This is a genomic window from Megalodesulfovibrio paquesii, assembly GCF_054653055.1.
Genome location: NZ_BAAIGQ010000005.1, coordinates 629,394 through 648,356, shown reverse-complemented (window position 1 = coordinate 648,356; position 18,963 = coordinate 629,394). Strand labels below are relative to the sequence as shown.

The following is an 18,963-nucleotide window of genomic DNA, read 5'->3' as shown; positions in this document are numbered from 1 at the left end:
TTTTCTCTTCTTCCCGTCTCTCCCTACCCCAGACATCCCTGCACGTAGTCCAGGATCTCCTGAGTTGTGAAAAATCTGGTTTTCACCACATCGCGGTCGAGGGGGGGCTGGTCGGGGTAGCCGGCGGTGCGGGCGTGGTTGAGCACGGTGGCCACGTTTTCAGCCAGGACGTTGGCCACGTCACAAGCGACGATTTCTCCTGGGAGGGCGCGGTCTTGCAGGGCAACGTAATCGATCATGGGCATGCCGTGGCTGGCCAGCACGGCCCGGCAGGCGTGGCGGCAGGCCACGGCCAGGAGCTGCAGGCAGGCCTCCCAACGCCGGGCGTGCGCCAGGAGCCGGGCGTCTTCAAAGTACATTTTTCCCAGGGAAAGTTCCTGAGACGGGAGGGACGGCGGAACTTGTGAATCTTGTGACATTTGCCGATACTGCCTGCAGTGCTGAGAAAAAACAAGGCCCGGCCATGAAAAAGCCGGGCCTTGCCGTATTCCACAAACTTTGCGTTTGATCAAGTCTCGGGTCAGGCCAGGACCTGCTTGGCAAACACCAGGTTTTCGTCCTGCATGGTCACGACAATGCTGTCGCCGTCTTTCCACTTGCCCATGATCAGCTCGCGGGCCAGGGGGGTTTCCAGGCGCTGGGTCAGGTAGCGCTTGAGGGGGCGGGCGCCGTAGATGGGATCGTACGCCGCCTCGGCGATGGCAGACTTGGCGTCCTCGTCCAGTGTGATATCGATCTTGCGGTCTTCCAGCCGGCGCCTGAGGCCCCGCAGCTGCAGGTCGATGATGCGCTTGATCTGTTCCTGCATCAACGGCTTGAAGAGCACGATTTCATCAATGCGGTTGAGGAATTCCGGCCGGAAGTGGCTGCGCAGCTCGCCCAGCACGGCCTCACGCACGCCCTCCTTGTACTGCCCCACGGCGTCGATGCCTTCCAGCATCCGGTGCGCGCCGATATTGGAGGTCATGATGATGATGGTGTTCTTGAAGTCCACGGTGCGGCCCTGGCTGTCAGTCAGGCGGCCGTCATCCAGAATCTGCAGGAGCGTGTTGAAGACGTCGTGATGGGCCTTTTCGATTTCATCAAAAAGCACCACGGAATACGGCTTGCGGCGGACTGCTTCGGTCAGCTGGCCGCCCTCCTCGTAGCCCACGTACCCTGGAGGCGCGCCGATGAGCCGGGCCACGGTGTGCTTTTCCATGTACTCGCTCATGTCCAGGCGGACCATGTTCTCTTCCGTGTCGAAGAGGGCCTGGGCCAGGGTCTTGCACAGCTCCGTCTTGCCCACGCCCGTGGGGCCAAGGAAGAGGAAGGAGCCAATGGGACGGTTGGGATCCTTCAACCCGGCCCGGGCGCGCAACACGGCGTCGGCCACGGCCTGCACGGCTTCATCCTGGCCGATAACGCGTTCATGCAGCTCATCGGGCAGGCGCAGGAGCTTCTCGCGTTCGCCCTCTAGCAGGCGGGAAACGGGAATGCCCGTCCAGCGGGCGACGATGGCCGCAATGTCGTCCGGGGTGACTTCTTCCTTGAGGAGCCTGTTGGCGCCGTCTTTGGAACTGCCGCCCGTTTCGGCGTCGGCCAGCTGCTTTTCGAGGTTGAGAAGCACGGAATATTTGAGCTCGGCGGCACGGTTCAGGTCGTAGACGCGTTCGGCCTCTTCGATGTCCCGGCGGGTCTTTTCGATCTGCTCCTTGATGCTGCGCACGTCGTTGATGCCGCTTTTCTCGTGCTCCCAGCGGGTCATCAGGGCGGTCTGGTCTTCCTTGAGATCGGCGAGTTCCTGCTCCAGCTTGCCCAGGCGGTCGCGGGAGGCCTCGTCCTTTTCACGCTTGAGGGCCTCGCGCTCGATCTCCAGTTGCATGATCTTGCGGTTGATGGCGTCCAGCTCCGTGGGCAGGGAGTCGATTTCCGTGCGGATCATGGCCCCGGCTTCATCAATGAGGTCGATGGCCTTGTCCGGCAGGTTGCGGTCGGTGATATAGCGATGGGAGAGCACCGCGGCCTCCACCAGGGCGGCGTCGGCAATGCGCACGCCGTGGTGGACCTCGAACCGTTCCCGCAGACCGCGCAGGATGGAGATGGCGTCCTCCACGCTGGGCTCATCCACCACCACGGGCTGGAAGCGGCGCTCCAGGGCCGGATCTTTTTCGATATGCTTGCGGTATTCGTCCAGGGTGGTGGCGCCGATGCAGTGCAGTTCCCCACGGGCGAGCATGGGCTTGAGCAGGTTGCCGGCGTCCATGGCCCCTTCGGCCTTGCCCGCGCCGACGATGGTGTGCAGCTCGTCGATGAAGAGCACAATGCGGCCCTGGCTCTGCTCCACTTCCTTGAGCACGGCCTTGAGGCGTTCCTCGAACTCGCCGCGGTACTTGGCCCCGGCGATGAGCGCGCCCATGTCCAGGGCAAAGAGGGTCTTGTCCTTGAGACCTTCGGGCACGTCGCCCTTGAGGATGCGGTGCGCCAGGCCTTCGACAATGGCCGTCTTGCCCACGCCGGCCTCGCCGATGAGCACGGGATTGTTCTTGGTGCGGCGGGAGAGGATGCGGATGCAGCGGCGGATTTCCTCATCGCGCCCGATGACCGGGTCCAGCTTGCCCTTGCGGGCGTCTTCCACGAGATCGCGCCCGTATTTGGAGAGGGCCTCGTAGGAGGCCTCGGGGTTGTCCGAGGTGACGCGCTGGTTGCCGCGAACCTGGGTCAGCACGGCCAGAATCTTGTCCGGTGTGAGGGCGAACTGCCTGTTCACCCGGCCGGCGGCAGTGTTCGGCCCTTCTTCCAGGATGGCCAGGAACAGATGCTCCACGCTGACGTATTCGTCCTGCATGCGTTTGGCGATATCCTGGGCCTTGACCAGTACCTGGGAGCAGCGGCCGGTAATGCCGATCTGCCCGGGTTGCGCGCCAGGACCGGAGACGCTGGGAAGCTTCTTCAGTTCAGCTTCCACGGCGGCGGCGTAGGCCACGGGGTCAAAGCCGGCCTTTTCCAGGAGGCGCGGGGCCAGACCCTGCTCCTGGGTGGCCAGGGCATGGAGCAGATGCTCCACATCCACCTGCTGCTGACCGCGACGCACGGCCTCCTGCTGGGCCGCTGCCAGGGCGGCCTGGGAGTTTTTGGTGAAGGTGTTCAAATCCATGATGTTTTGACTCCTTCCAAAAAAAGTCCTGCCATTGTTACGGCATATTGATGAGTTTCTCATAATGCCGGACGCGGGATTCCAAAGTCTCCACGCGCTCCAGCAGGTCCACCACGATGACGCCAGCGATGGTGGACATCTCGAAATCAAGCAGCAACCGCTCCAGCTTGCGGATGCGGTACACGTCGCGCAGCAGGAACAGGTAGTCCCCGCTGGTGGTGCGCTGGGGACAGATCCAGCCCAGCTCCATCAGTTCGCCTATACGACTGGGGTGTACGGCGGTGGCTTCCAGAAATTCGGCCCAGGCCATCAGTTGTGATTTGGCGGGGGGACCGCCGGCAAAGCGCTCGATATCCATGCGGAACCCTCCTCCTTATTCCTCGCGGGGCTCGAACTGCGAGACGCGCGCGAGCTGCTCCCAAAGCGCCTGCTGTTCCGCGGTCAGTTGTTTGGGGGACTTGATGCGGATCTTGACCAGCTGATCCCCCTTGTCCGCCCCGCTGCCCAGGCCCCTGCCCTTGAGGCGGAATTTGCGCCCGGAATCCACGCCCGCGGGCACGGCCAGTTCCACGGAGCCATCCAGGGTGGGCACGCGGACCTTCGCGCCCAGGGCCGCCTCCCAGGGAGCCAGGGGCAGATCCAACACCACGTTGTTGCCGTCCAGATAAAACTGACGGTGCGGCAGCATGGAGACCTTGAGGAACAGGTCGCCGGCGGGTGCGCCGTACGCGCCGGGATTGCCCTGGCCAGCCAGGCGGATGCGCGCCCCTTCCTTGATGCCGGCCGGGATGGTCACCTGCAGGGTTTTGAGGCTTGGCGCCTGGCCGGCCACGCGTTCCTGCAGGGTGATGGTCTTGGGGCCGCCACGCCAGGCTTCTTCGAGGGTCAGCTCCAGGGTGGCTTCAGAGTCCGCGCCGCGCCGGGGACGGCCCTGGCCAAAGGGGTCGCCGGCGCTGCGGTAGCTGCGGCCGCCCATACCGCCCATCCCACCGGCGCCGCCGAAAAGCGTCTCGAAAAAGTCGCTGAAATCGCTGCCGCCCATGTTGGTAAAGCCGCCCATGCCACCAGGGCCTCCTGCTCCACCCGGGCCGCCACGGAAGCTGAAGTGCATGTTCTCAAACCCTGGCGGGGGCTGGAAGTCCTGGCCATGCTGCCAGTTGGGACCAAGGCGGTCGTAAAGCTTGCGCTTTTCCTCATCCTTGAGGACTTCATAGGCCTCGTTGATTTCCTTGAACTTGGCTTCGGCGGTCTTGTTGTCCGGGTTCAAGTCCGGGTGGTACTGCCGGGCCAGCTTCTTGAACGCCTTGGCGATCTCGTCCTTGGACGCGCTCTTGGAAACGCCGAGGGTCTGGTAATAGTCCTTGTATTCCACTGTGCTCCTCCGCTGCTGCGGGGTCTTGCCCCATCGAACATGAACCGTAACCAGCGGATCGGGACTGTCAATCCTCTGACGGCAAAATACCCGTGCGCCGGCGGGATGATGCGCAGCCCTGGCCTTGGGGCCGGCAGGCTGGCGAATCTGACCGCGCACGAGACAATAGTACACCGAAAAAAAGAGACAAGCCAGAAAGGCGTTGAGGAATTCAGGCTAAACCGGGACCGGACCGCCTGGCCGTGCCCGGCACCGGGCAGGCCTGCCGCTGGCTCAGTTGAAGTCGTCCTCGCCTTGCCCGTCCACCTGACCGGCGATTTTGCAGCAGGCCCGCTTCTCTTCAATGAAGGTCTCGTAGGCCGGATCCTCCCAGCCGCAGGCCGCGGGCTCCATGGGGCGGGCCAGGAGGACTTCCTGGCGAGCCCCTTCACGGCCGCCCTCGGCCACCAGCACCGCGGCCTCCTTGCCCAGCTGCCTGACCTTGGTGGAGAAGGACAGCACCGCCGCCGCGGCTGCGCGAACCGTTTCCGGCGTCCACACGAGGCCGGGCCATTGCCGGCCAAGGCCCAGGGGACCGGGCATATCCCGCAGGCTGAAGACCAGATCCCGCGGCCCGGCCAGGGCTTCCAGCCGCTCGTTGGCTTCCTTGTTGCGGCCGATGGCCAGCCAGTGCGGCCCATGCCAGAACTGCCGGCCGGCGTTGGCAATGTGGAAATCCTGCGGCGTGGGAGACGGCAGGCGGCGCAGCACGGGCCAGTAGCGGCGCGCGCTTTCCTTTTCCGCCAGCAGGCAGCCGCCGGCCGGGGTGGGGATGCGGGTGATGCCGAACTGCCGGGCCAGGGCCAGCTGGCCGGAACGTCCACGCCCCCAGAGGTCCATGAGCCGGTCGCGGTCCAGGATGCCGGCTTCCTCCACTGCTGTGGGGAGGAGTTTTTTGGCGCACAAGGGGCGGACCAGCAGGTCGCGCACGCCGGCCTCGCGGGAGATGATGTCCAGGGCGTCACGCCGCTGGCTCATGGGCCGCTGTCCCAGGACCTCGCCGGAAACAATGCCCTGCGCGCCCAGTTCGGCCAGCAGTTCGCGAGCTTTGGTGAGCATCAGAATCTTGCAGTCCACGCAGGGGTTGAGGTTCTTGCCATAGCCGTGGGCCGGGCCGTCCAGGAGCAGGCGCACGTAGGCCTCGCTCACGTCCACGGGCAGAATGTCCACCCCGTACTCTTCCTGCCAGCTATTGAGTTGCTGCGGTTTGCCGAAAAAGGGGCTGATAAAATGCAGCCCGGTGACACGACGGCCCTGGGCCTGCACCAGACGGGCGGCCAGCACGGAATCAAGCCCGCCGGAGAAGAGGGCCAGGAGATGCGGGGGAGTGGAAGAGACAAAGGATGCGCTGCTCATCTCTTCATCATGCCACAGGCCGGGGCCGGAGAAAAGCACGCCGGACCAGGCTGGCATTTGCAAGGCCAGGAGTGATCTTTCGATATTTTTGCCAAAATTGCCAATCCCTCTTTCCTGCGACGCGTTCCAAGGGTATGTCGTCTTGCAAAATATAGAAAAATTCCCTAGATGGCGCTGGTAATGAGTGATTATCCCTCGGCGGCCACTCATTCCCTTCTGCTGTTTCTGTATGCAGCTGCTGCCAGGGTGCATTCTCAGGCATTGCGTTTTATGGTAATGTGCCCAGTGCGCCACACTGCGTGCGGCCATCGCCGGTATTTGGTTTTGTTTTTTTGCCGAATACGCAACCTGTTGTCATTTTCATACCGGGAGCGCTCATGAGACTGTCCACCAAGCTCATCTTCAGCTTCGCCCTGCTCATTTTCCTGCTGTGCGGGGTCGCCTTTCTGGCCATCACGCAGATGAGCGCCATCAACGACTCCACCGTGGAGCTGGCTGACAACAGGCTGCCCAGTATCGAGACCATCGGCGACGTCAGCGAGCTGACCTCGCTGTATCGCAGGCTGGAACTGCTGCACGGCCTGACCAGTGATCAGATGAGCAGACGTTCCATTGAGGAGCGCCTCGGCAACGCCACCACCGAGCTGCAGCAGACCTTTGGCCGATACGAGACGCTCCTTTCAACCTCCGAAGAACGAACCTTGTACCAGACCTTTCGCACCCAGTGGGACGCCTACCTGGCCGTGAGCGCCAAGGTGCTCGAACTCTCCAAGAAAAACATGTATGACCGTCTCGCCGATCTGGTTTCCGGGGACTCCCAAAAAGCGCTGCACGCCGCGCAAGAGACCCTGGTGCAATTGACGGCCATCAACACCCAGAGTGGCGCCACCACGGCCACTGCCGCCCGGGCGGCCTACCATCGCGGCAAACAATACACCTACATCGTCCTGGTCCTGGCCGTGGTGGTGGCGGCGGGGCTGAGTTTCTGGCTTGTCCGCAACGTGCTCGGCCAGCTGGGCGCAGACCCGGGCCAGCTGCAGCGCGTGGCCAACGAGATTGCCGGCGGCAATCTGAACGTCCGCTTCGATCCGCCCTCGGGCACCGGGGTCTACGGCGTCTTCATCAAAATGGTGGAAACCCTGCGGACCAAGATTGCCGAGGCCGATGAGAAATCCCAGGAAGCCGCTCGCGGGGCCGAGCAGGCCCGCAAGGCCATGGCCGAGGCCGAGGCCGCCAAGGCCCAGGCCGAGCGCGCCAAGGCCGAGGGCATGCTCCAGGCCGCGCAACAGCTGGAACGCGTGGTGGAGGTGGTCACCTCCGCCTCCGAGGAACTCAGCGCCCAGATTGAACAGTCCAGCGCCGGGGCCGATCAGCAGTCCGCCCGCGTCGGCGAGACGGCCACCGCCATGGAAGAGATGAACGCCACGGTGCTGGAAGTGGCCCGCAATGCCAGCGAGGCTTCGGAAACCTCGGTCAAGGCCCGCCGCAAGGCCGACGAAGGCGCGCAGGTGGTCGGCAAGGTGGTCAATTTCATCGGGCAGGTGAAGGCGAACTCCAACCAGTCCATGCACGACATGGAAACCCTGGGCTCCCAGGCCGAGGGCATCGGACAGATCCTCAATGTTATTAGCGACATTGCCGACCAGACCAACCTGCTGGCCCTGAACGCGGCCATTGAGGCCGCCCGCGCCGGGGACGCCGGCCGCGGCTTTGCCGTGGTGGCCGACGAAGTCCGCAAGCTGGCGGAAAAGACCGTGAGCGCCACCAAGGAAGTCGGCTCGGCCATCCATGGCATCCAGCAGGGCGCGCGCAAGAACATCGATAACGTGGGCCAGGCCGCCAAGGCCATCGACGAAATGAACGCCCTGGCCGAAAACTCCCGGCAGGCGCTCACGGAAATCGTCTCCCTGGTGGATCTGGCCGCGGACCAGGTCCGGTCCATTGCCACGGCCGCGGAACAACAGTCCGCCACCAGTGAGGAAATCAATCGCAGCATCGAGGGCGTGAACCAGATTGCCGCCGAAACCGCCGACGCCATGCGCCAAAGCTCCTCAGCCGTGGCCGAACTGGCCAGACAGGCCGGCATCCTGAAGAATCTCATTGCCTCCATGAAGGCGGAGGGGGGGCGCGCCTGATCCGGCCTTGCTGTGCGGCCGGCGGCGCCTCAGATCTGGCGCCGCCGGCAAGGCTGAAGCCAGGCCATCAGTCCGTCGCCAGCACGACGCGATTGCGCCCCGCATGTTTGGCCTGGTACAGGGCCGCATCCGCTCGCGCCAGGAGCAGCTCCAGCGTCTGGCCGGACTGCAGCCCGGCCACGCCGATGCTCGTTGTGATCTGCAGGCCATGCGGAAACGGGTGCCCGGCCATCGCCGTCCGAACCCGCTCCAGGACGAATGCGGCGTCTGGCTCTGTCGTCTGGGGCATGCACATGGCGAACTCCTCGCCACCGATGCGGGCAAAGAGGTCGGTCTGCCGCGTCATCTGCCCAATGCAACGGGCCACCTCCTGCAACACCTGATCGCCAACCGCATGGCCCAGGGTGTCATTCACCCGTTTGAAGTGGTCCACGTCAATAATGGCCACGGTCAGGGGCAGCTCATACCGCCGGGCCAGCTCCACCGCCTTGCTGGCCTCGGCAAAAAAGGCGCGCCTGTTTGGCAATCCTGTCAATTCATCCTTCACCGCCAGTTCCTGGATGCTTTGAAAGCTGGCCAGCAGTTCCTGGCGCATTTTTTCCAGGGTTTGCCCCAGCACCGCCAGCTCGTCCCGTCCTTTCCAGAGGCAGGGGGTGTGCAGCTCGCCGGCCGAAAGCCGTTCGGCCTGGGCCTTCAGTCTGGCAATGGGACGCAGCACCTTGCCATAAAAGGTCAGCATGAGAATCAGCAGCCCGCAGGCGAGCATTGCCGCGAACAGCTGGAGCAGCACCCGCCATTCCCGCTTGAAGAAGGCCTCGTAAAACGCCCGGTCGATGACGATTTCCACATAGCCAAGCTCCTCGCCATCGCGAACCAGATCCTTGCGCAAGGTCAACGGCCGGGCGACGTTTGCTGCGGGCTTGGACACATGCACCAGGAACATGTCGTACAGTGAGGAATACACGGCAATCTGCAGAACCCGCGGATCATGAAAGATCACCTGGGCCGCGTTTTCCGCCTCATTGGGCGCAAAAGACAGCAAGGCATCCTCCACACTCAGGGACAGGGAATCCACGATGGTCTGATGAAAATGCCGCAGATCTGCTTCAATACGTTCCTGGCCAACGGCCATTGAGAACACAAAGCCAGCCGACAGAGGAATGAGCACGCCCAGGATCAGCGCTCCGACGATCATCGGCGCCAGGCCGTGCAGTCGGCGCATCATTCCGCACCTCCGCACACCATGCGGCGTCCTGGCTGTTGCAGGCCATCAGGGGCAACGCAGGTCTTTGACATAGTCATGCACCCGGATTTCCCCAAGCACAATCCTGGATTTCAGCGTGTCGATGCGGCTGCGCAACGTCGAGGGCACCAGAGCCGCATTGTGCTCATCAAACACAAGATCCACCCCCTCCTGCGCCAGGCCGAAGGTTTTGATATTGTCCCGCCACACGCCGCGCCACGCAAGCATCAGGGCGGCAAAGATCGCCTTGTCGGTCCGTTTGATCATCGACGTCAGAACGTGCCCGGGGTACAGCCCGTTCTGGTTGCGATCCACGCCAATGCCCAGCCTGCCGCGCCGGGCTGCCGCCTCCAGCACCGCCGGCCCGGCTGCCCCGGCCACCTGGAAGACCACGTCCGCCCCCTGGTCCATGAACTGATTGGCCAGGGCCGCTGTGGCGTTGCCGTCAAACCAGGCGCCCGGGTACGAGCCGGTAAAGCCGGTCAGCACGGTGACGTCCGGGTTCACATGTTTGGCGCCTTGTTCAAAGCCGCAGGCAAAACGCCGCATGAGTGGCAAATCCGACACCGAGACAAAGGCCAGGACGTTTGTCTTGGTAGTCATGGCGGCCAGGGCGCCAGCCAGAAACGAGCCCTCGTGCTCGGCAAAATCCATGGAGAACAGATTCGGCTCGTCTTCCACCGTGCCTAGGACGATAAACCGAATATCTGGATATTGTTTGATAAATTTCTGGAGCCGGTCAAAATGGCTCCCATAGACAAGCACGATGGGGTTGTACCCCTGCCTGGCGACAGATTCCAGCTGGCGGTTGTAGCTGTCCGGGTCGAAGCCGACCACCAGCTCCTCGCAACGCACGCCGCTGGTTCGGAAAAACCGGGCCACGCCTTCGTGGATGTTCAGATTGAAGGAATTTTCCCCAATGTTGCCCTGATAAATCAGCACCGGCCGAAACCCTTCACCCCGAACGCTGGAGACCGTCGCAGCGATCAGGACTGCGATTCCGAGCATGCTCGTCACTGCGACCGGCAACACCATCTCCCCCCCCAACTGGCTGACCGTCCCGCTCCGGGAAAAATGCGAATACTCCACTGCACCTAGTGTGATGTCCACGAAATAAGGTGATAAAAATGTCAGCAGATTTCGTGGAAAATCGTCAGCCGAACTGCGCGGATATCGGCTGACTCACGGAGCATGCTGCTCCGGGGCCGCTGTGCCAGCGGCCCAGTGTTGCGTCTATTCTGTATGGATCATTTTAGAGGACGCAACACTAGCCGTAACATACCCCAGAGCGCAGCGTTGAGCAATAATTGAAGCCCGCTCTCATCGCAGCGCCAAGTTGCGCCGTGCCGTGTCATTCATGGTCCATGCCGACTGCGGCCGTCTCTTCGCAACACGATATTTTTTATTGGGGGGGAAGGCTGCCCCCTGCTGCGCGTTCCCTCTGGCGGCTGCAATCCGGAAAAAATCCGGGGGCACTGTTCAGGAGGCTCGCCCGAGCGCGCCGCGAATCCCCCGGGCCGTGACCGCCGCCAGCACCACCGCCCCGCCGGCCAGCGCCCAGGGACCAGGCCGCTCGCCATGCCCCAGAGCCACCCAGAGCGGGTTGCAGATGGGTTCCAGGGTCATGAGAAGAATGGTCTCCAGCGCGCCCAGGCGGGTCACGGCCCAGGTGTAGAGCAGGAGCGAGAGGCCCTGCTGGACCACCCCCAGATACACCAGCCCGGCCCAGCCCGCGGCATCCGGCAGAGTCCCGAAGCAGAACGGCAGCCCGCACAGGGCCGTGAGCAGATGCCCGAGCAGCACGGCCTCCACCGCGGCCATGGCCGGAGCCTCCCGCTGCGCCCGCATGCACAGGGTGAAGAGCGCGTAGCAGAGCCCCGTGCCCATGGCGATCACGTTGCCCCACAACCCGGCCGGGGAGAGGCCGTCCAGAAAAAAGAGGACCATGCCTGCCAGGATCACCGCCACGAACCCCCAGTCCGCCGCCCTGGTCCGCTCGCCCAGAAATCGCGGGGCCAGCAGGGCCACATACACGGGCGCGGTGTAAGCGAGGAGGATGGCGTTGGCCGAGGTGGTCAGCTTGGTGGCCAGGACGTTGGTCACCAGCAGCCCGGCGTAGCTGGCCGCGGCGGCCCACTGCAGGCGGGAAAAACGCCCGAGGCACGAGCGTGCCGGACCTTTCGCCCAGCCAAGCCGGCGGTGCAGCACCATTGCCAGCGTGGCCACCGCCAGCGCGCTGCGCAGGCCGGTGATGGCCATGGGGTGCCAGCCCACCAGCTTGATGGCCAGCCCGCCGGAACTCCAGAGCAGCGCCGTGGCCGCCAGGGCCAGGGCGGCCAGGGTGGTGCGGGCGGCCTGAACGGGCGGGGCAGACTGGGAGGACGAAGGGCATACAATGCTGCGGGACACGTGAGGCTTCCTTGCTGATGGTGCATGCACTCGGATCGCGCCTGCCTACGTCAGCGCCGCCCGCAAGGCAAGATGCGGGAACGCGCCAAAATCACACAGCAAGACAATCACCGCACTCATGCCTTGCCCCTGCCGCACCCTTCTGCTATGCCTCCTTCCACCTGTTTTCCTTTTTGTATGGAGCATCCCACATGGCGCGCAAACCCGCCGCACCCGTCGATCCTCAGGCCGCCCGCCTGGAGGCCCTGACCACTGCCCTCTCCACCATCGAGCGCAAATACGGCGCCGGTTCGGTGATGAAACTTTCCGACGAGCATCACGTGGCCATCCCGGTCATCCCCACGGGGTCCATCGGCCTGGACCTGGCCCTGGGCGTGGGGGGCATTCCCCGCGGCCGGGTCAGTGAAATCTACGGCCCGGAATCTTCGGGCAAGACCACCATCGCCCTGCACGTCATTGCCGAATGCCAGAAACTGGGCGGCACCTGCGCCTTTATCGACGCCGAGCACGCCCTGGACGTCAACTACGCCCGCCGCCTGGGCGTGAAGACGGACGAACTGCTCATCTCCCAGCCCGACTACGGCGAACAGGCCCTGGACATTGCCGACATGCTCGTGCGCTCCAACGCCGTGGATCTGGTGGTGGTGGACTCCGTGGCCGCCCTCATCCCCCAGGCGGAACTGGAAGGCCAGATGGGCGAGACCCAGGTGGGTGGCCAGGCCCGGCTCATGAGCCACGCCATGCGCAAGCTGACCGGCACCATCCACAAGAGCCGCACGTCCATCATCTTCATCAACCAGATCCGCATGAAGATCGGCACCATGGGCTACGGCAGCCCCGAGACCACCACCGGCGGCAACGCCCTCAAATTTTACGCCTCCATCCGCCTGGATATCCGCAAAATCCAGACCCTGAAGGACAAGGAAGAAGTCTACGGCTCCCGCGTCAAGGTCAAGGTGGTCAAGAACAAGGTCGCCCCGCCCTTCCGCGAGGCCCTCTTCGATATCCTTTACGGCCAGGGCATTTCCCGCGAGGGCGAGCTGATCGACCTGGGTGTGGACGCCAAAATCGTGGACAAGAGCGGCGCGTGGTTCGCCTTTGGCACCGAGCGCCTGGGCCAGGGCAAGGAGAATGTCCGCGTCTTTTTGCAGGAACATCCGGACATCCGCCAGCAGGTGGAGGATCAGCTGCTGGCCCACTTCGGCATGGAAGGCCCGCCGCGGCACACTCCCCCGGCCGAAGAGGCCCTGGCCGAGGACGAGTTTGACGACGACACCATGCCCGACTAGCCGGGCCAGGCGTTTTTGCCGTCCCACCTTTCACCGCGTATTCGAGTGCACTTCCAGGAGCCCCACACCGTGTTCACCGCCGACGAAATCCGCAGCCGCTTCATCAATTATTTCGCTTCCAAAGGACACACGCCCGTTGCCTCTTCCGGTCTCGTGCCCAAGGATGACCCCACCCTGCTCTTTACCAACGCCGGCATGGTCCAGTTCAAGAACGTCTTTCTGGGGCAGGAGACGCGGGAGTACCGCCGCGCCGTCACCTCCCAGAAATGCCTGCGCGTGGGCGGTAAACACAACGACCTGGAAAACGTCGGTCGCACGGCCCGGCACCACACTTTCTTTGAAATGCTGGGCAACTTCTCCTTTGGTGACTACTTCAAGCGCGAGGCTATCGGCTTTGCCTGGGAATTCCTGACCAAGGAACTCGCCCTGCCCAAGGACCGGCTCTATGTGACCATCTTCCGCGACGACGACGAAGCCGGCGCGCTGTGGCAGGAAGTGACCGGCATCACCCCGGACCGCATCTTCAAAATGGGCGAGAAGGACAACTTCTGGAGCATGGGCGACACTGGCCCCTGCGGCCCCTGCTCGGAAATCATGTTCGACCAGGGCGAACAGATGTCCTGCGGCGAGGACTGCGGCATCGGCATCTGCGACTGCGACCGCTTCCTGGAAATCTGGAACCTCGTGTTCATGCAGTTCGATCAGTTGCCCGATGGCCAGCGCGTCCCCCTGCCCAAGCCCTCCATCGATACCGGCATGGGCCTGGAACGCATCAGCGCCGTCTGCCAGGGCGTCCAATCCAACTTCAACATCAACCTGTTCCAGGACATCATCAATTTTGCCGCCTCCCTGGCCGACACCCGCTACGGCGCTACCGAGGACGGCGACACCGCCCTGCGCGTCATCGCCGACCACGCCCGGGCCACGGCCTTCCTCATTGCCGATGGCATCCTGCCCTCCAACGAGGGCCGCGGCTATGTCCTGCGCCGGCTCATCCGCCGGGCCCTGCGCTTCGGCACCCTCATCGGGCTCAAGGACGCCTTCCTGCACAAGGTCTGCGGCGAGGTCACCCGCCTGATGGGCACGGCCTTCCCCGAGCTTCAGGAGAGCGCCGCCTTCATGCTCCGCGTGGTCAAGGAAGAGGAAGACCGCTTCTCCCAGACCCTGGACAAGGGCCTGGCCATGCTGGAAGACGAGATGGCCGCCCGCAGCGCCGCAGGCGACATGACCATTGCCGGCGACTTTGCCTTCAAGCTCTACGACACCTTCGGCTTCCCCCTGGACATCGTCAAGGACGTGGCCGAACGCCGTGGATTCTTTATTGATGAAAAAGGCTTCGACGCCCACATGCAGGACCAGAAAGCCCGCGCCAAGGCCGCCTGGAAAGGCTCCGGCGAGGCCGGCCTGGCCGGCCAGTTCCGCGCCCTGTTGGAACGCGGCATCTCCAGCGCCTTTGTGGGTTACGACAGCCTCTCCCGCCAGAGCGCCCTCACCGCCCTGCTGGACGACGCCGGCCAACCCGTCGAAACCCTCTCCGCCGGCGCCAAGGGCTATCTCGTGGCCGACGCCACCCCCTTTTACGGTGAATCCGGCGGCCAGACCGGCGACGTGGGCCAGGCCTGCACCGCCACGGGCGCAGCTACGGTAACCGATACCCTGCGCCCCTCGCCCGAACTGACCGTCCACGTCATCGAAGTGACTTCCGGTTCGGTGGCTGTGGGCCAGCCCGTGACCCTGGATGTGGCCGAGAATGAGCGGCTGGCCACGGCCCGCAACCACACCACCACCCACCTGCTGCAGGCCGCCCTGCGCCGCGTGCTGGGCGAGCACGTCAAGCAGGCCGGCTCCCTCGTCGGCCCGGACCGGATGCGCTTTGACTTCACGCACATCTCGGCCCTGACGGCGGAAGAGATCGCCCAGGTGGAAGAGCAGGTCAACGCCGCGATTCTGAAGAACATTCCCGTCAGCGTCTGCACCATGAGCTATGACGACGCCGTGGCCAGGGGCGCCATGGCCCTGTTTGGCGAAAAGTACACGGATCAGGTCCGCGTGGTGGAAGCGCCGGGCGTGTCCGTGGAACTGTGCGGTGGCACGCACCTGAACTCCACGGGCCAGGCCGGCAGCTTCGTCATCCTCTCGGAATCCGGCGTGGCCGCCGGGGTGCGCCGCATCGAGGCCGCCACGGGCTGGAACGCCCTGCGCCACCTGATGGCCCAGCGTCAGGAGCTTTCGGAAGTCGCCGGGCAGCTCAAGTCCCAGCCGGGCGAGACGGCCCGCAAGGTCCAGACCCTGCTGGATGAGGTCAAGGCCCTTAAAAAGGACAACGAAAAGCTGGCCGCCAAGGCCGCCACGGCCGGCTCCGGCGGCGGCGGTTCGCTCATGGACGGCCTGCAGGAGATCGGCGGCGTCAAGGTGTTGGCCACCAAGGTCGAGGCGCCCAGCGTCAAGGTCCTGCGCGATCTGATGGACGACGTCCGCTCCAAACTGCCTTCGGGCGTGGCCCTGCTCGCCGCGGAAGCCGAAGGCAAGGCCCCGCTCATTCTCTACGTATCCAAGGACTTGCACAGCCGCTTTACCGCGCCATCCCTGATCAAGGACGTGGCCGCCGTGGTCGGCGGCTCCGGCGGCGGCCGCCCGGATCTGGCCCAGGCCGGCGGCACGGAACCAGCCAAAATCGCCGAGGCCATCGCCAAGTTGAAGGAACTGGTGGGGGCGTAGAGCCCCCACACGGCACGGATCCGAGTTGACTTTCCCTCTGAATGGTGTACATTTTGGCCAGCAGTTGAGAGGGCCGCAGGTGCGGTTCGTCAGGGAATACCCCTGCTCGGCTGAACTTTGGTTGGGAGGGCTGCAGGCGCGGTTCGTTGAAGCAGACGCTTCACCCGGCCCTGATCGAAATACCCCCTTGCGCTTGACAGCGTGAGGGGGTTCTGCTTTATCGATTTCATGTACCTGCTCTATTTGGACGATTCGGGATCCCCTGACAATCGAAACGAAGCCTATTTTGTCCTGGCTGGGCTTTGTGCCCACGAGAAGAAAATTTATTGGCTCAATAAACATCTAGAAGAACTGGCTGAATCCATTTCACCTGGCAATGCGGATACGGTGGAGTTTCACGCGGCAGAAATTTTCCCTGGCCGCAAGGCTCCATGGAAAGGCATGGATCGAGAGGCCCGCCGTGATGTCTTGAAACAGGTCTTGGCGATTGGAAAACGAGAGATAAAGGACTGTGCAATCTTTGCCTGCGCCGTCCACAAGGCATCCTATCCAGGAGAGGACCCTGTGGCCTTGGCGTTTGAAGACCTGTGCAGCCGATTCAATCTGTTCCTTAACAGAGTGTATCATAAAAATAACGAGAAGCATTCCGGTCTTATTATCCTCGACGAAAGCGCACATGAAACAACATTGCAGAAGTTGGCCCTCAACTTCAGGAATATCGGGACTCGATGGGGAGTAACAAGCAATATTCAAGAGGTTCCGCTCTTCGTCAATTCAAAAGCCTCCAGATGTATTCAGCTTGCAGACCACATCGCTTATGCCGTCTTCAGGCGCTACAATGCAGAAGACCTGACCTATTTCAACGTCATCGAAAGCTGCTTTGACTCCGACCAGGAAAAGTTGCATGGACTGATACACAAGCAAACGCTGAACCCGCAATGCACCTGCCCTGCCTGCATGTCCAGGAGGCTTGGCGGCGTAAGGCAACCCTGAACTAGACAGATCCGCCCACCCCGTTTTTCCCCCAATCCCCCTAGGCTTGACAGTATGGGGGGATTTTGTTGTATCTTTCAGAGATTGAGTTCCGCACTGCCCTGCCTGCCTTCCCCGCCCCCCGGCCAGGGCTGATGCCAACATTCGAGCCAGGATGGGGTGATGCCGCCCTCGCTCCGCCTTAACATGCTGCATGCCGGGCAGCCGGAACAGGTCGTCTGCCTTGCCGAAGGGCTGACGGCCCTGGCTGCCTTTGCCGGCAAGCTGGACGGGATGTGCGTTGAGCTTGGCGTGGCCACGCTTTCGAGCTTTTTTGACCGCACTGATGCCCAGGCCGACCTGGACGAGCTGGACCTGCTCATCGACGACGGCTCCCATCTGGCGTCCCAGGGCGTCTGGCACGAAGCCGCGACCCTGCTGGCCACCCTGCGCGCCCTGCATGAGGAACTGACTGCCCGGCCCCGGCGCTTTGGCCTGCTTTCCAACAAATATGACGCCGTGCTCGGAGAGCTGGGCGGCTGTGTTGCCGCCCTCTCCGGCCCATCCCGTGCCGCGGCCCGCGCCCATTTGCTGGTACTGGAATGAGCCGCCTGCTCGTCTGTCTTGCCCTGGCGACCGGCCTGCTGGCGATGTGCGCGCCGGCGCGGGCTGGCGAGTCCCTGACCTTTTATGCCGATCAGCTGTACCCGTTTTGTTACGAGCAAAACAATCAGGTCGTGGGCGAGGCTGTAGAGGCTGTGCGGCAGTTGTGCCGGCGTGCCGGCTGCGAACCAAAGTTTGTCATTGCCCCCTGGCCCTGGGTGCTGGAAACCGTCCGCCAAGGCCGGGGCGACGCCGTGTTCACGGCCCTGAAAACACCGGACCGCGAGCAGTACCTTGAGTATACTGAACAACCGTTGGGGGTTACCCGCAACCGTCTGCTGGGCTGCAACAAGGCGGCGCCAACGGTGGAACAGCTTGAGGATCTGACGGGGCGGATCGTGGGGGTGGTGAAGGATTTTGCCTACTCCCCGCACTTTTCCACCAGTCCGCTGTTCGCGCGGGACGAATCTCCCAACGTCGCGACCATGCTTCGCAAGTGTCTGGGCGGCCGTCTGGATTACGCCGTGGTCAACCTGCGCATGCTCCCGCACCTGCAGGAGCAGCACCCCGAGGCTGCCAGACTGCCGATCCAGCCGATGGTGGTCAATGAATCCCCCTATTATATCGCCTTCTCCAAGGCCAGGGGCGCGAAAAGCCAGCACTGGCGGTCGGCCATTTCCAGGGCCGTTCGGGAACTCAGGGCAGAAGGCATCCTCCCGCCGTTGCAGCCTTAGCAGGCCAGCCCCCCTTGCCTGCAGCGGTGTTGCAGGCGGGCTGCGCTGCCACCCATCTGTCGCACAACGGCAGACAACTCGTCACGATCGTGGGGTATTCCACGGGCTTTCCCCCCATTTCCCTGCGTGAGGAGACTGACATGCGTACGGTGATATTGACAATCCTGGCTTTGGTGTTCCCTCTTTCGGCCATGGCCGCCGAGCCGCTGACGTTCGTTATGGAGAGCTACGAGCCCTACGAATATACCGAAGCCGGTGCATTCAAAGGCTTTGACGTGGAAGCCATCCGCAAGCTTTGCGCCAGACTCGACTGCGAGCCGCACTTTGTGGACGTGCCCTGGGCCCGGGCCACGCAGATGGTTCAGGAAGGAGACGCCCACGCCATCTTTTCCCTGTTCAAAACGCCGGAACGAGAAGCGTTCCTGGTGTATCCCGAGGAGCGTCTGAGCCAGGAGCGCAATGTGCTGGTCACGCAAAAAGGCGCGGCGCCAATCACCAGTATGGCCGACCTGGCTGGCAAAACCGTGGGCATCGTCAGTGGCTACACGTATGGCGACCCCTTTGATGCGTCCACGGAATTCACCAAGGAAGAAGCCACCAACAATGACATGCTCCTGAAAAAGCTGGCTGCCGGTCGTTCCGATGCCGTGGTCATCAACCAGCTGGTGCTGGAGACGGTGGCCGGCCCTCTGGGATTGGCCGAGGCCTTTGAAATTCAACCGCTGGTTATTTCCGAAGGCGACATGTTCGTGGCCTTTTCCAAGGCCAAGGGCGAGACTGCCCAAAAATGGGCCGAGGCCTTTGCCCGTGAACTCAAGGCCCTGCGCGCCGAGGGCTCGATCAAATAGACGCACTCTTGCAGCCTTGCCGCCTGTCCCTTCGCGGCCGCCTCCCCCTGAGGCGCTCCAGGGGCAGGCGGCCGCTGCCGTTTGAGCATGGGGGCGGCATGAGGCTGCG

Annotated in this window: 15 protein-coding genes; 7 read left to right on the top strand and 8 right to left on the bottom strand. The window is 63.3% G+C overall.

Annotated elements, in window-relative coordinates; translation table 11 throughout:
- Nucleotides 1-23: 23 nt before the first annotated feature.
- The 5 genes from ACYQ00_RS09480 to ACYQ00_RS09460 all read right to left on the bottom strand — a co-directional run bounded on the left by ACYQ00_RS09480 (nt 24) and on the right by ACYQ00_RS09460 (nt 5,960).
- The gene (locus tag ACYQ00_RS09480; protein WP_460031892.1) at nt 24-419 is read right to left on the bottom strand and encodes a HEPN domain-containing protein; all 396 of its coding nucleotides are present in this window, start codon (nt 417-419) and stop codon (nt 24-26) included.
- 101 nt (nt 420-520) lie between these two features.
- On the bottom strand, nt 521-3,136 hold the full coding sequence (clpB, locus tag ACYQ00_RS09475) for an ATP-dependent chaperone ClpB (protein WP_460031891.1): 2,616 nt from the start codon (nt 3,134-3,136) through the stop codon (nt 521-523).
- A 37-nt stretch (nt 3,137-3,173) separates the two neighbouring features.
- Nucleotides 3,174-3,494, bottom strand: coding sequence for a chaperone modulator CbpM (locus tag ACYQ00_RS09470; protein WP_460031890.1), 321 nt, complete (start codon nt 3,492-3,494; stop codon nt 3,174-3,176).
- Between the two features lie 15 nt (nt 3,495-3,509).
- The gene (locus tag ACYQ00_RS09465; RefSeq protein WP_460031889.1) at nt 3,510-4,508 is read right to left on the bottom strand and encodes a DnaJ C-terminal domain-containing protein; all 999 of its coding nucleotides are present in this window, start codon (nt 4,506-4,508) and stop codon (nt 3,510-3,512) included.
- Nucleotides 4,509-4,781: 273 nt separating this feature from the next.
- Nucleotides 4,782-5,960 (bottom strand): adenine nucleotide alpha hydrolase family protein, encoded by a 1,179-nt coding sequence (locus tag ACYQ00_RS09460; RefSeq protein ID WP_460031888.1) that lies wholly within the window; start codon nt 5,958-5,960, stop codon nt 4,782-4,784.
- A 320-nt stretch (nt 5,961-6,280) separates the two neighbouring features.
- Here ACYQ00_RS09460 and ACYQ00_RS09455 point away from each other — a divergent pair, with 320 nt between their 5' ends.
- Nucleotides 6,281-8,038, top strand: a complete 1,758-nt coding sequence (locus ACYQ00_RS09455; RefSeq protein ID WP_460031887.1) for a methyl-accepting chemotaxis protein — start codon at nt 6,281-6,283, stop codon at nt 8,036-8,038.
- A gap of 67 nt (nt 8,039-8,105) precedes the next feature.
- On the opposite strand, the gene ACYQ00_RS09450 is transcribed toward ACYQ00_RS09455, so the two are convergent.
- The 3 genes from ACYQ00_RS09450 to ACYQ00_RS09440 form a co-directional block, all read right to left on the bottom strand.
- Nucleotides 8,106-9,263 carry a diguanylate cyclase gene (locus ACYQ00_RS09450; protein WP_460031886.1) on the bottom strand — a complete coding sequence of 386 codons (1,158 nt, stop codon included), beginning with the start codon at nt 9,261-9,263 and terminating at the stop codon, nt 8,106-8,108.
- Nucleotides 9,264-9,308: 45 nt separating this feature from the next.
- Nucleotides 9,309-10,289, bottom strand: coding sequence for a BMP family ABC transporter substrate-binding protein (locus ACYQ00_RS09445; protein ID WP_460031885.1), 981 nt, complete (start codon nt 10,287-10,289; stop codon nt 9,309-9,311).
- Nucleotides 10,290-10,760: 471 nt separating this feature from the next.
- Nucleotides 10,761-11,621, bottom strand: a complete 861-nt coding sequence (locus ACYQ00_RS09440; RefSeq protein WP_460032504.1) for a DMT family transporter — start codon at nt 11,619-11,621, stop codon at nt 10,761-10,763.
- Nucleotides 11,622-11,881: 260 nt separating this feature from the next.
- Here ACYQ00_RS09440 and recA point away from each other — a divergent pair, with 260 nt between their 5' ends.
- The 6 genes from recA to ACYQ00_RS09410 all read left to right on the top strand — a co-directional run bounded on the left by recA (nt 11,882) and on the right by ACYQ00_RS09410 (nt 18,854).
- Nucleotides 11,882-12,979 carry a recombinase RecA gene (gene recA, locus ACYQ00_RS09435; protein WP_460031884.1) on the top strand — a complete coding sequence of 366 codons (1,098 nt, stop codon included), beginning with the start codon at nt 11,882-11,884 and terminating at the stop codon, nt 12,977-12,979.
- 69 nt (nt 12,980-13,048) lie between these two features.
- Nucleotides 13,049-15,697: an alanine--tRNA ligase gene (alaS, locus tag ACYQ00_RS09430; protein ID WP_460031883.1), complete on the top strand. Its 2,649-nt coding sequence runs from the start codon at nt 13,049-13,051 to the stop codon at nt 15,695-15,697.
- Nucleotides 15,698-15,925: 228 nt separating this feature from the next.
- Nucleotides 15,926-16,690: a DUF3800 domain-containing protein gene (locus ACYQ00_RS09425; RefSeq protein ID WP_460031882.1), complete on the top strand. Its 765-nt coding sequence runs from the start codon at nt 15,926-15,928 to the stop codon at nt 16,688-16,690.
- Nucleotides 16,691-16,852: 162 nt separating this feature from the next.
- Nucleotides 16,853-17,275 (top strand): hypothetical protein, encoded by a 423-nt coding sequence (locus ACYQ00_RS09420; protein WP_460031881.1) that lies wholly within the window; start codon nt 16,853-16,855, stop codon nt 17,273-17,275.
- The gene (locus ACYQ00_RS09415; RefSeq protein WP_460031880.1) at nt 17,272-18,006 is read left to right on the top strand and encodes a substrate-binding periplasmic protein; all 735 of its coding nucleotides are present in this window, start codon (nt 17,272-17,274) and stop codon (nt 18,004-18,006) included. Before ACYQ00_RS09420 ends, ACYQ00_RS09415 begins: the two co-directional genes overlap by 4 nt.
- Nucleotides 18,007-18,146: 140 nt before the next feature.
- A complete protein-coding gene (locus tag ACYQ00_RS09410) occupies nt 18,147-18,854 on the top strand; it encodes a substrate-binding periplasmic protein (RefSeq protein ID WP_460031879.1) in 708 nt (235 codons plus the stop codon).
- Nucleotides 18,855-18,963 lie beyond the last annotated feature (109 nt).